The sequence below is a fragment of the Aeromicrobium panaciterrae genome (assembly GCF_039537165.1).
GTDB lineage: Bacteria > Actinomycetota > Actinomycetes > Propionibacteriales > Nocardioidaceae > Aeromicrobium > Aeromicrobium panaciterrae.
Window position 1 is genome coordinate 226708 of record NZ_BAAAZZ010000002.1, and the last position, 11286, is coordinate 237993.

16 protein-coding genes are annotated in these 11286 nt (G+C 66.9%); 9 read left to right on the forward strand and 7 right to left on the reverse strand.

What is annotated here, in order from left to right; genetic code table 11:
- The first annotated feature begins 7 nt into the window (after nucleotides 1–7).
- Nucleotides 8–1345, forward strand: coding sequence for a crotonyl-CoA carboxylase/reductase (gene ccrA / locus ABD683_RS01510; RefSeq protein WP_344766697.1), 1338 nt, complete (start codon nucleotides 8–10; stop codon nucleotides 1343–1345).
- Between the two features lie 100 nt (nucleotides 1346–1445).
- Nucleotides 1446–2639, forward strand: a complete 1194-nt coding sequence (locus tag ABD683_RS01515; RefSeq protein WP_344766699.1) for a DivIVA domain-containing protein — start codon at nucleotides 1446–1448, stop codon at nucleotides 2637–2639.
- Here the strand turns inward: ABD683_RS01515 and ABD683_RS01520 are convergent, their stop codons facing one another.
- A complete protein-coding gene (locus ABD683_RS01520) occupies nucleotides 2640–3416 on the reverse strand; it encodes an alpha/beta hydrolase (protein ID WP_344771554.1) in 777 nt (258 codons plus the stop codon).
- Nucleotides 3417–3422: 6 nt separating this feature from the next.
- A complete protein-coding gene (locus ABD683_RS01525) occupies nucleotides 3423–3686 on the reverse strand; it encodes a hypothetical protein (RefSeq protein WP_344766700.1) in 264 nt (87 codons plus the stop codon).
- A gap of 52 nt (nucleotides 3687–3738) precedes the next feature.
- Here ABD683_RS01525 and ABD683_RS01530 point away from each other — a divergent pair, with 52 nt between their 5' ends.
- On the forward strand, nucleotides 3739–3987 hold the full coding sequence (locus tag ABD683_RS01530; protein WP_344766702.1) for a hypothetical protein: 249 nt from the start codon (nucleotides 3739–3741) through the stop codon (nucleotides 3985–3987).
- Here ABD683_RS01530 and ABD683_RS01535 read toward each other — a convergent pair.
- Complete coding sequence (locus ABD683_RS01535) at nucleotides 3975–4325, reverse strand: hypothetical protein (RefSeq protein ID WP_344766703.1); 351 nt, start codon at nucleotides 4323–4325, stop codon at nucleotides 3975–3977. The genes ABD683_RS01530 and ABD683_RS01535 overlap by 13 nt on opposite strands.
- Nucleotides 4326–4561: 236 nt before the next feature.
- Nucleotides 4562–5755 (reverse strand): 3-hydroxyacyl-CoA dehydrogenase family protein, encoded by a 1194-nt coding sequence (locus tag ABD683_RS01540; protein ID WP_344766704.1) that lies wholly within the window; start codon nucleotides 5753–5755, stop codon nucleotides 4562–4564.
- Nucleotides 5756–5826: 71 nt separating this feature from the next.
- On the opposite strand from ABD683_RS01540, the gene ABD683_RS01545 reads away from it, so the two are divergent.
- Together ABD683_RS01545 and nucS are read left to right on the forward strand one after the other, a co-directional pair.
- Nucleotides 5827–6195: a hypothetical protein gene (locus ABD683_RS01545; protein ID WP_344766706.1), complete on the forward strand. Its 369-nt coding sequence runs from the start codon at nucleotides 5827–5829 to the stop codon at nucleotides 6193–6195.
- Nucleotide 6196: 1 nt separating this feature from the next.
- On the forward strand, nucleotides 6197–6874 hold the full coding sequence (gene nucS, locus ABD683_RS01550) for an endonuclease NucS (protein WP_344766708.1): 678 nt from the start codon (nucleotides 6197–6199) through the stop codon (nucleotides 6872–6874).
- Here the strand turns inward: nucS and ABD683_RS01555 are convergent.
- From ABD683_RS01555 to ABD683_RS01565, 3 genes are all read right to left on the reverse strand, one after another.
- Nucleotides 6871–7203: a HEAT repeat domain-containing protein gene (locus ABD683_RS01555; protein ID WP_344766710.1), complete on the reverse strand. Its 333-nt coding sequence runs from the start codon at nucleotides 7201–7203 to the stop codon at nucleotides 6871–6873. The two genes, nucS and ABD683_RS01555, sit on opposite strands and share 4 nt — an antisense overlap.
- A gap of 108 nt (nucleotides 7204–7311) precedes the next feature.
- Nucleotides 7312–7710 carry an SSI family serine proteinase inhibitor gene (locus ABD683_RS01560; protein WP_344766712.1) on the reverse strand — a complete coding sequence of 133 codons (399 nt, stop codon included), beginning with the start codon at nucleotides 7708–7710 and terminating at the stop codon, nucleotides 7312–7314.
- Nucleotides 7703–8227: a ferritin gene (locus ABD683_RS01565; protein ID WP_344766714.1), complete on the reverse strand. Its 525-nt coding sequence runs from the start codon at nucleotides 8225–8227 to the stop codon at nucleotides 7703–7705. The genes ABD683_RS01560 and ABD683_RS01565 overlap by 8 nt, the downstream gene beginning before the upstream one ends.
- Before the next feature lie 75 nt (nucleotides 8228–8302).
- Here ABD683_RS01565 and ABD683_RS01570 point away from each other — a divergent pair, with 75 nt between their 5' ends.
- The 4 genes from ABD683_RS01570 to ABD683_RS01585 all read left to right on the forward strand — a co-directional run bounded on the left by ABD683_RS01570 (nucleotide 8303) and on the right by ABD683_RS01585 (nucleotide 11271).
- Nucleotides 8303–8470 (forward strand): hypothetical protein, encoded by a 168-nt coding sequence (locus ABD683_RS01570; protein ID WP_344766715.1) that lies wholly within the window; start codon nucleotides 8303–8305, stop codon nucleotides 8468–8470.
- Nucleotides 8471–8581: 111 nt separating this feature from the next.
- The gene (locus ABD683_RS01575) at nucleotides 8582–9745 is read left to right on the forward strand and encodes a sensor histidine kinase (protein WP_344766716.1); all 1164 of its coding nucleotides are present in this window, start codon (nucleotides 8582–8584) and stop codon (nucleotides 9743–9745) included.
- Nucleotides 9742–10401 (forward strand): response regulator, encoded by a 660-nt coding sequence (locus ABD683_RS01580; RefSeq protein ID WP_344766717.1) that lies wholly within the window; start codon nucleotides 9742–9744, stop codon nucleotides 10399–10401. The genes ABD683_RS01575 and ABD683_RS01580 overlap by 4 nt, the downstream gene beginning before the upstream one ends.
- Before the next feature lie 111 nt (nucleotides 10402–10512).
- Nucleotides 10513–11271 carry an ABC transporter ATP-binding protein gene (locus ABD683_RS01585; RefSeq protein WP_344766718.1) on the forward strand — a complete coding sequence of 253 codons (759 nt, stop codon included), beginning with the start codon at nucleotides 10513–10515 and terminating at the stop codon, nucleotides 11269–11271.
- Nucleotides 11272–11286: the final 15 nt, after the last annotated feature.

Sequence of the window (11286 nt, forward strand, 5' to 3'; positions counted from 1 at the left end):
CGCCACCGTGCAGAACATCCTTGACGCCATCCTCGCCGGCGACACCGCGCCCGAGGACTTCGCCACCATCGAGCTCCCCGAGTCCTACAAGGGCATCACGGTCCACAAGGACGAGGTCGACATGTTCGAGGGCATGGCGAGCCGCGACAAGGACCCCCGCAAGAGCCTGCACCTGGATGACGTGCCGATCCCCGAGCTCGCACCCGGCGAGGCGCTCGTGGCCGTCATGGCCAGCGCGATCAACTACAACACCGTGTGGACCTCGATCTTCGAGCCCGTCTCCACGTTCAACTTCCTGGAGCGCTACGGCCGACTCTCTGAATACACCAAGCGGCACGACCTGCCCTATCACGTGGTGGGCTCCGACCTCGCGGGCGTCGTGCTGCGCGTGGGCCCCGGTGTCAACAAGTGGCAGCCCGGCCGCGAGGTCGTCGCGCACTGCCTGTCGGTCGAGCTCGAGGCTCCCGACGGCCACAACGACACGATGATGGATCCCGAGCAGCGCATCTGGGGCTTCGAGACCAACTTCGGTGGCCTGGCCCAGCTCGCCATCGTCAAGGCCAACCAGCTGATGCCCAAGCCCGACCACCTGACCTGGGAAGAGGCAGCATCGCCCGGACTCGTCAACTCGACGGCCTATCGCCAGCTCGTCTCCACCAACGGCGCCAACATGAAACAGGGCGACACCGTTCTGATCTGGGGCGCCTCGGGCGGCCTCGGCTCGTACGCGACCCAGTTCGCGCTCAACGGTGGCGCGACGCCCGTGTGCGTCGTCTCGTCCCCCGAGAAGGCTGAGATCGTCCGATCGATGGGTGCCGAGCACATCATCGATCGCTCCGCCGAGGGCTACAAGTTCTGGAAGGACGAGAACACCCAGGATCCCAAGGAGTGGCAGCGCTTCGGCAAGAAGATCCGCGAGCTCACCGGCGGCGACGATCCCGACATCGTGTTCGAGCACCCGGGCCGCGAGACCTTCGGAGCCAGCGTCTACGTCGCGCGCAAGGGCGGCACGATCGTCACGTGCGCGTCGACGTCCGGATACATGCACCAATACGACAACCGTTACCTCTGGATGAACCTCAAGCGCATCGTGAGCTCCCACTTCGCCAACTACCGCGAGTCCTGGGAAGCCAACAAGCTGATCGACAAGGGCCTGATCCACCCGACCGTGTCACGCGTCTACAAGCTCGAGGACACCGGCCAGGCCGCGCTCGACGTGCACCACAACCTTCATCAGGGCAAGGTCGGCGTTCTGTGCCTCGCGCCCGAGGAGGGACTCGGCGTCCGCGACGCGGAGAAGCGCGCCAAGCACATCGACGCGATCAATCGGTTCAGAGGCGTCTGATCGGGTGATCGGGCCTCCCGATCAGGGTGTTTTGCCGCCCCAGTCGGGAGGTATGGTGTAGGGCACAACACCAACCCACACACTTTCATGAGGGAATCGCATGTCCCAAGAGTCTGGACTGTCCATCTTTGACGCCGCGCAGAAGGCTGCTGACGCATCGTTCCCGCTGGCCCGCCGCGGTGGATACGACAGTGACGCGGTTGACGCATTCGTTCGCACCCAGTCCGCGGAGTTCAAGAGCGCTGCCGAGTCCGTGAAGTCCCTGACGGAGGAGAACGAAAACCTCCGCGAGCTGATCGAGAAGCTCAAGGACCGTGTCGAGGCGGTCGAGAAGCCGACCTACACAGGACTCGGCAATCACGCCGCACAGCTGCTCGGTCTCGCCGAGCAGGAGGCCGAGGACGTACGCAATCGCGCCAACCGTGACGCCGCCGAGCTGATCAAGAAGGCCGAGGAAGAGGCGAGCATGGTGCGCGCCTCCGCCAACCACGAGGCCGAGGAGATGCGCACCAAGGCCGTCACCGAGCTCGAGGAGAAGCGCAAGCAGCTCCTGGAGGACGCCGAGGCGATGCACGCCGAGGCGCTCGCGCACACCGAGGACCTCCGCGCCCACGCCGAGCGTGAGGCCGCCCAGGTCAAGCTCGCCGCCGAGCAGGAGGCCCAAAACCTCCGCTTGGGTGCCACCCGCGAGGTCGAGCAGGCCCGTGCCGCGGCCGACCGCGAGGTCACCGAGGCCCGCCGCGTGCTCGCCGTCGAGAAGGAGCGCCTCGCCCGCGAGGCGTCGGAGCACCACGAGTCGGCCAGCTCACAGACCGCCAAGCTGGTCGCCGACGCCGAGGCTCGCGCCGGCGCAGCCGACGAGCGTGCCCGCGAGATCATGGCCAAGGCGTCCAAGGCCCGCGACATCGCCTCGGAGGAAGCCACACGCGTCCTCGAGGGTGCCAAGGCCGAGGCGTCCGCACTGATGTCGAGCGCCAGCTCGGAGGCCCAGCAGATCCGGGTGAGCGCCACGACCGAGGTCGAGCGCCAGACCCGCGTGCTGCGCGCCGAGGTCGAGGAGCTCCAGCGCAAGCGCGACGGCATCATGGCCCAGATGGGTCAGCTGCGCGACATCGTATCCACCTTCGCTCCCAGCACGCCCGCCAAGGAAGCGCCCAAGGCCGAGCCCAAGGCCGCCGCCAAGGCTGAGCCCAAGGACGAGCCGAAGGCCGAGCCCAAGGCGGCCGTCAAGGACGGCGACGACGAGCCCAAGACCGAGGTCATGGCCGCCGTCAAGGACGACGACAAAGCCTGACTAGTCGTTGTCGAACGCGGCGACCGTGCGGTCCTTGTAGGCCGACGAGTCGGCGCGTTCCATCGGACCGTCCCAGGTGTCCGGCAGCGGTACGGGGACACCCGGCGCGAGCTTGGCGACGATCTCGTCGAGCACCCGCTCCGAGTCGCCGACCCAAAGGTGCTTGGCGCCGTCGACCGCGATGACTTCGGCTTGTGGGATCGCGGCGAAGCGCTGACGAGCCTCGTCCGGCTGCAGGTAGTCGTCGAGCTCGGGGACCAGCGCCGTGACCGGTTTGCCCGAGGCAGCCCAGGCCTGGAGATGGCCGGGCTGCGACGACCGGAGGGGCGGTGACAGCAGCACGATGCCCTCGACCGACGGCTCCAACCCGTACATCAGGGCGAGGTCGGTACCGAAGGACCAGCCGACGATCCAGATGTGCGGGAGGTCGGCGAATTCCGCATGCTCGACAGCGGCAGCGACGTCGTACCGCTCCCCCACGGCGTTGTCGAACTCTCCCTCACTGGTGCCCTGCAGGCTCGAGGTGCCGCGGGTGTTGAACCGCAGCACGGCGATGCCGGCCAGGGCGGGCAGCCGGTAGGACGCCTTGCGGAACAGGTGGCTGTCCATCATGCCGCCATGTGTCGGCAGGGGGTGCAGGCAGATCATCGTCGCCACCGGAGGACGATCGATCGGGAGTGCGAGCTCTCCCACGAGCGTGAGCCCGTCGGCGGTCTCGAGCGTGATCGCCTCACGCCTGGCCGGAAGGACCGAATTGCCTCGTATGCGTTCGCCCATGGTCACTCAGTGCTTCCTCGCCCAGCACGCGGAGTGCCAGTGTCGTCGTTCATCGATCGCGGACTCGCTCAGCAGCGCCGTCTCGACCGGCCACGCGACGACGTGCGGCGTCGCGACGGCGATGACGTGCCCGCAACCGGGACAGCGGTACTGCTTGGACGAGCCGCGGAGCGCCCGAAAATGCCAGTCGCCGTCGGCCTTGGTCTCGACGCGCTCGGGCATCGATCGTGGGGTGGGTCGCTGGCGCGGAGCGGCACGGCGACGAGGCATGGTTCCAGTGTACGGAGACGTCGCGCGACCGCGGCGCGCGTAGGCTGGCCGGGTGCTCATCGCCGGCGTGATCATCGCCGCCTTCGTCGTGGCGTTCTTCGCGCTCCCGTACGTCGCCCAGCTCTCGCAGGACTCGGCGTCGAAGGGCTCCACGTCGTCGGGCCCGTTCGGCATCCTCGATGAGATCTTCCACCCCGGTGCACACGAGTCCAAGATCGTCATCGAACAGCTCAAGGAGCGCAAGGGCGAGGCGCCGTCGCCCGGAGGCGAGGACGAGCCCGGCGACGATCAGAAGCAGTAGCGGCGGATCCAGCCCGCATGTGCACTGGATGCCGCGATGGCCTCCTCGAACGTCAGCACCTGCACCTCGGTCTGCTCCAACGCCTGGAACAGGATCGTGTCGGTCAGGGCCGGCTCCTCACGACACGTCAGACCCCGCGAGGTCTGCTCGACGATCGCCTCTGAAAGGGCAGTGTTGGTCACCGGGCGGGCGACAACGGTCTGCGTGCTCGGAGCCTGGTTGTAGTGGCTCGCGAATGCCTGGACGGACACCCACGCGACAACCATGACCGCGGCGCACGTCACGGTGCAGACCCGGATCAACCGGGCCACAGCGGTGACGTGGGACGTGCCGATCATGATCGCTCCTGGTGCGTCAACCCCCACTCAGAGCAACGAGACCGGCAACTCAGAAGTTACCGGTCTCGCAGGAAAAAAACGGCACAGCCTTGTGCCGTAACTTTTCGGCCTCCAGGGCGTGTGGAAGCCCGCGCCGTCGATCCAGGCGCCGTCCGCGCCCGTTCGCCAAGGCAGAGGTCCGAAGCGATACCGGGTCTCTCGCCGGCGCTGACTGGCAACCTGATGGTCGGTTGCACCTAATAGGTGTGGAAGCCCGCGCCGGTCTTGCGGCCGAGCTTGCCGTCGGCGACGAGGCTCTCCAGGAGCGGTGCGGGAGCCCAGCCGGCGTGCCCGAAGGTCTCGACGAGCGAGTTCTCGATCGCGAGCGACACGTCGTTGCCGACGACATCGAGCAGCTGGAACGGACCGAGCGGCAGCTGGGTCGCCTTCATGGCCTCGTCGATCGACTCCAGGCTGTCACCGTCTGCCTCGTGGAGCTTGATCGCATCGTTGAGGTAGGGAAACAGCAACGCGTTGACGATGAAACCCGCGCGGTCGGTGCACGACACGGGGTGCTTGCCGGTGGCGAGGCACAGTGCGCGTACGGTCTCGGAGACGTCCGCGGAGGTCTCGTCTCCGGACACCACCTCGACGAGCTTCATGACCGGAGCCGGGTTGAAGAAGTGCATCCCGATGACGTCGGCGGGTCGCTTCGTCGCGGCGGCGCAGTCGTTGATCGACAGCGACGACGTCGTGGTGGCCAGGATTGCGCCGGGCTTGCAGATGCGGTCGAGGTCGCCGAACAGCTCGAGCTTGATGTCGAGGTCCTCGGCGATGGCTTCGACGACGATGTCGGCACCGGCCAGGGCCTCGCGCTCGGTCGAGCCGGTCAGCCGGTCGAGGACGTTGGACTTGCCGTCCTCGTCGAGCTTGCCGCGGGCGATCGCCTTGTCGAGGCTCCTGGTGATCGCGGTGAGCACGCCGGCGACCTTGTCCTCGCCACGGCCGACGTACACGACGTCATAGCCCGACTTGGCGAACACCTCGACGATGCCGGAGGCCATCGTGCCGGTGCCGACGACACCGACGACGCGGATGTCGTGCTTGAGGTCGGGTGCTGCGGCGGCGCTGGCGCCCGCGACCTCTGCGAAGGTCGAGTCGTCTCCGGCCATCGCCGTCAGGATGCTGGTGGGCTGGTGAAGGTCATCGCCGCTCTCGGCGTACATCGCGTCGAGGCCCGTCGCGACGGTCTTGGCGCCGATCGCGTCGATCAGGGCCAGCGGGCCGATGGGGTAGCCGCAGCCGAAACGCATCGATGCGTCGATGTCGTCGGCAGTCGCATAGCCACTCTCGTACATCGTGGCGGCATGGTTGAGGTACGGAAGCAGCAGCGTGCGCGCGATCTCTGCACCCCGGTCGCTGCCGGCCAGTCGGTCGACGATCTCCTGCATGGCTACTCCTGAGTAATAAACGGGTCGTGACAGACTAACGTGACTCACAGGGGAGATGAATGAAACTGCGTATGACGCTGGCCACAGGCATTGCCGTGGCCTCTTTGCTTGCCCTCCCAGGGTGCGATCGGGGTGGCGACGACGCCAAGCCTGGCGTCTCCCCCAGCACCTCGGCGTCGGCCTCGGAGTCCTCCGGCTCGATCGCCGACAAGGCCGACCTGGTCGGCGACTGGGAGGACGTCGAGGCGCAGTGGGCCGTGCACTTCAACGAGGACGGCACATTCGTCGAGGACTTCCAGGGAATCGTCGACTTCCGCGTCGGGACGTACGACATCTCGGGCGAGACCGTCTCGCTCATCGGCGACGACGGCAACACGACCACCGGGACCGTCACCGGCGTCACGCTGGTGTTCAAGCTCGGCACCCTGATCAGGAGCTGACATGCGTCTCGTCATCGCCCGGTGCCAGGTCGACTATGCCGGTCGCCTCGCCGCACACCTGCCCCTCGCCACCCGGCTGATCATGGTCAAGAACGACGGCTCGGTGCTGATCCACTCCGACGGCGGTTCCTACAAGCCGCTCAACTGGATGAGCCCGCCGTGCACGCTCCGCGAAGGTGTCGCCGACGACGGCGTCGCCGAGTGGACCGTCACCGCCGGCAAGACCGACGACACGCTGCGCATCCGCATCGAAGAGGTCCTGCACGACTCGGCGCACGAGCTCGGCATCGACCCGGGCCTGCAGAAGGACGGCGTCGAGAAGCACCTCCAGGAGCTCCTGGCCGAGCACACCATGGCACTGGGCGACGGGATGACCCTCGTACGTCGCGAGTTCATGACCGCGATCGGCCCTGTCGACCTGCTCTGCAGGGACGGCGGCGGTGCGTCCGTCGCGGTGGAGATCAAGCGTCGAGGCGACATCGACGGCGTTGAACAGCTGACCCGTTACCTCGAGCTGATGAATCGCGACCCGGCGCTTCGTCCTGTTCGCGGGATCTTCGCCGCGCAGGAGATCAAGCCGCAAGCACGAGTTCTTGCTACCGACCGAGGCATCGAATGCGTAGTGGTGAACTACGACGAGCTCAGAGGCATCGACGACCCCAGCCTCCGCCTCTTCTAGCTCGTGCCACCTTCGCGGTGCTCATAGAGCACTGTCCGGGCTTCCTTGGTGTCCATCAGAGCCAAGCCTGCAGCAGCCGTTTCGCGCAGTGCCTCGTCCTCAGCACCAAGTGCATCGACGAGGACATTGAGATTCTCGGCTCGCGCCGTCGAGCCGATGAGCTCAAGAAGCCAACGCCTGAGACCGATGTCCGGCTCGGACTCATACGCTTCGACGAGCTTGGGCAGATGCGAGCCTGCGATGGTGCGCATCATCCCGAAGCCGTCCTCCATCAGCTGAGGATCGTGCTTGCGCATGAGGCGCATCGCTTCGGCGAATCTGTCTGCCATGCGGCAATGCTAGGCGCCGGACGACTCAGGTTCTGACGGCCGCGATTTGTGACCTTGGAGGCGTCATTCGTACGCCGTCACGCCTAGAAGGTCACAAATCGTGGGGTTCTACTGCAGGGGGAGGTCGAAGACCGTGGTGCCGAGCTTCTCCCAGCGATCGATCTCGCAGCCGTTGGTGCGGCTGAAGGTCGCTTCGATGTGCGCGCCCTCGTAGGAGCCGGAGATCGTCGCGGTCTGTGGTCCGCCGTAGATCATGGTGCAGGCCTGATCCTTGGGAACCGGCTGGAAGACTCCGGAACCCGCGTCCTTGATCTGCTGGCACGCCTCGGCTGGCTGCGGATGATCGCCACCGGGCGGATCGCACACGAGGTGCATCTCAACCGGCGTCGCACCTTCGTCTGCAGTCACCGTGATCGTCAGGTCCGTCGACGTACCGGGTTGGTCGTCGTCGTTGTTGCAGCCGGCGAGTGCGACCACGAGCGTCGCCGCGGCGAGCGCCTTAAGCACCGGCGATGGCTGGGGCCGTCGGGTCGTTGCCCTCGTTCTTGTCCTCGCGGGCGACCCAGTCCTCGATGCGCTCGTAGTCGTCGTTGGCGCGCGTGACGACCGCCAGCAGGTCGCTCATCTTGGCAACCTCCTCGACCTGCTCCTTGATGAACCACTGCATGAACTGGTCGGACGCGTAGTCGTTGTTCTCACGTGCGATACGGGTCAGCTCGTTGATCTGCTCGGTGACGCGCTTCTCCTGCTCGAGCGCGGCCGCGACCGGCTCGATCACGTTCTTGAAGTCCGAACGTGGCGCCTCGAGCGCCGGGATCGTCACCGACTCGTCGGCGTCCAGGAGGTAGCGGACCATCATCATCGCGTGGGCGCGTTCCTCGATCGCCTGCTGGTAGAACAGCCCGGCCATCTGGGGCATCGTCAACGCGTCGAAGTAGGTCGCGATGGCGACGTATTGCTGGTGTGCGCCGAACTCGTTGCCGAGCTGCTCGTTGAGCTGTTTGACGAACGCTGGTGCTGCCATGCGGATGTTCTCCATGTTCTGAAGGAAGGCCGGTCAAGTAAGGCGAGGCTCACCTCACGATGTAAGATAGCAATCGTGCCACCGAAGCCGAAGAAGAAGTGCTGCAGCGACAAGCCTGCCTGCAAGCGCTGTCCCCTGATGATGCTCAAGAACGGCACACTTCCCGAGGGCTACACCGTCAAGAAACGAAAGCTCGTCAAGGTCAAGAAGAAAAAGAAGGACCTCGTCAAGATCGCTGCCTAGCGGCGGTTCGAGACTAGACGACCACGCCCTCCCGATTCCACGAAGGACTGGCTTGCCAAAGTCATCCCGTGGGAGGACGACTGACCTGCATCTCCTCACTAGGGTGAAGGGATGCGTGAGCGGTCCGACTTCTGGCGTCGACTCGACACACGCTGGCTCGATGTCGGCATCACCGCAACTCTCCTGGTGGTCCCGTTCGTCTCGTTCGGGATCGCGCTGCAGGGCGGTGACCTCTTCAACGCGGTCCTGATCGTCCCGCTCGTGCTACGCCGCAAGGCTCCGGTCGTGATGTTCAGCGCGATCTGCGTCCTCCTCCTGGCGCAGACCATCGTGTTCGACGGACCGCGGTACGGCGACATCGCGCTGCTGTTCGGCCTCTACGCGATCGCCGCGTACGGGCCCGCGTGGGCCGTGTGGGGCGGTCTCGTCGCGGGCATCCTCGGCGCTGCCATCGCCTCCACCGCGTGGGGCGTCGGCGCACCCGAGGACATCGCCGGCACCACCTACCGGTTCGTGCTCCTGAGCACCCTGGTCGTCGCGTCCTGGCTGCTCGGGTTCCTCGCCCGCACCAGGCGCGCGTACGTCGCCAGCCTCGAGCAGCGCGCCGAGCAGCTCGAGCGCGACGCCGAGCAGCAGGCGCAGATCGCGACCGCCGCCGAACGCGCCCGCATCGCGCGCGAGATGCACGACGTCGTCGCACACAGCCTCTCGGTGATGGTGGTGCAGGCCGACGGTGCGCTGTATGCGGCCGACAAGCGGCCGGAGTTCGCCCTCGAGACACTGCACACGATCTCCGAGACCGGCCGCGCATCGCTCGTGGAGATGCGCAAGCTGCTCGGGCTGCTCCGCGGCGATGACGACGGCGTCGAGCTGGCGCCGATGCCGGGAGCGAGCGACATCGCCGAGATGGTCGACCAGCTTCGCGCGAGCGGCCTCGCGGTCGAGCTGAGCGTGATGGGCAACCTCGCCAGGCTCGACAGTCCCACGGGGCTCACGGTCTACCGGATCGTGCAGGAAGCCCTGACCAACACGCTCAAGCACGGCGGCCCCGGCGTCACCGCCGCGGTCGACCTGCGCGTGACGACCGACTCCGTACGCATCCAGGTCGACGACGACGGCCGCGGCGGCACCACTCCCGACGACGGTCAGGGCCACGGCATCCTCGGCATGCGCGAGCGCATCGCGGTGCACGCCGGCGAGGTCGAGGCCGGCCCGCGACCCGGCGGAGGCTTCCGGGTGCGCGCTGTCGTCCCGGCTCCGGCGGTGGCGGGATGATCCGCATCTTCCTGGTCGACGACCAGCAGCTCGTACGCGCCGGGTTTCGCATGCTGATCGAGTCGCAGGACGACATGGAAGTCGTCGGCGAGGCAGGTGACGGCGCCGAGGCCACCGAGCTGCTGACCGTCACGGCGGCTGACATCGTGCTCATGGACGTACGCATGCCACGCATGGACGGCGTCGAGGCCACCCGCGTGCTCGCTGCCAGGTCCGAGCGTCCGCGAGTCGTCGTGCTGACGACGTTCGACCTCGACGAGTACGTCTACAACGCGCTGCGGGCAGGAGCTTCGGCGTTCCTGCTCAAGGACGCACGTCCGGAGATGCTCCTCGGTGCGATTCGTGACGTGCACGAGGGCGATGCCGTCGTCGCACCCAGCGTGACCCGGCGGATGCTCGAACGGTTCTTGGTCGAGCCGGTCCGCGATCCTGGTGAGCACCACAGGCTCGCCGACCTGACGGCCCGTGAGCGCGAAGTGCTCGGTCTGGTCGCGGCGGGCCGCTCCAACACCGAGATCGCCGGCGAGCTGTTCCTTGCCGAGGCCACCGTCAAGACACATGTCGGCCGCATCCTGGCCAAGACGGGTTCCCGTGACCGCGTACAGCTTGTCGTGCTCGGCTACGAGTCCGGGCTGGTCAGCCCGGGCGAGGGCTGACTACGACCTGGGTATGACGCCCGGCTCCCAGGTCCCACCCGTGGGCTGACGCAATCGGGCACGGCCGTTCCTAGCGTGAAGGTGAACGATTCCACTCACCCCAGGAGCAGCATGAACGCCGTCGCCGCACATCCCGCAACGACCACCGGCATCGCCGCCCGCGTCACCGGCCTGACCAAGGTCTACGGCAGCGGAGAGGCCCAGGTGCACGCCCTGGCGGGTGTCGACCTCGCCATCGAGGACGCGCGGTTCACCGCGATCATGGGTCCGTCCGGCTCCGGAAAGTCCACCCTGATGCACTGCATCGCCGGGCTCGACCAGGCCACCTCGGGTGAGGTGATCGTCGGTGATCACAGTCTCGCGACGATGTCCGACAACGAGCTGACGCGCTTCCGGCGCCATCACGTCGGCTTCGTGTTCCAGGCGTTCAACCTGCTGCCGATGCTCACCGCGAAGCAAAACATGCTGCTCCCCCTCGACCTCGCCGGCAGGGATCCTGACTGGCCCTGGTTCGACGAGCTCGTCGACGTGCTCGCCGTGGCGGACCGGTTGTCGCACCGACCGACCCAGCTCTCCGGTGGACAGCAGCAGCGCGTCGCGATCGCCCGAGCCCTGATGAGCCGGCCGCAGATCGTGTTCGCCGACGAGCCCACCGGCAACCTCGACAGCGGTACCAGCGGCGAGGTGCTCGGCTTCCTCCGCCGTTCGGTGCGCGAGCTCGGCCAGACGACCGTCATGGTCACGCACGAGCCGTCGGCCGCGGCGTACGCCGACCGCGTCGTGCTGATCGCCGACGGCAAGGTGGCCGGACAGCTCGACGACCCGACCCAAGACGGCATCCTGAATGCCCTGCGCCAGATCGGCGCGTGACCCGTGCGTACCGTG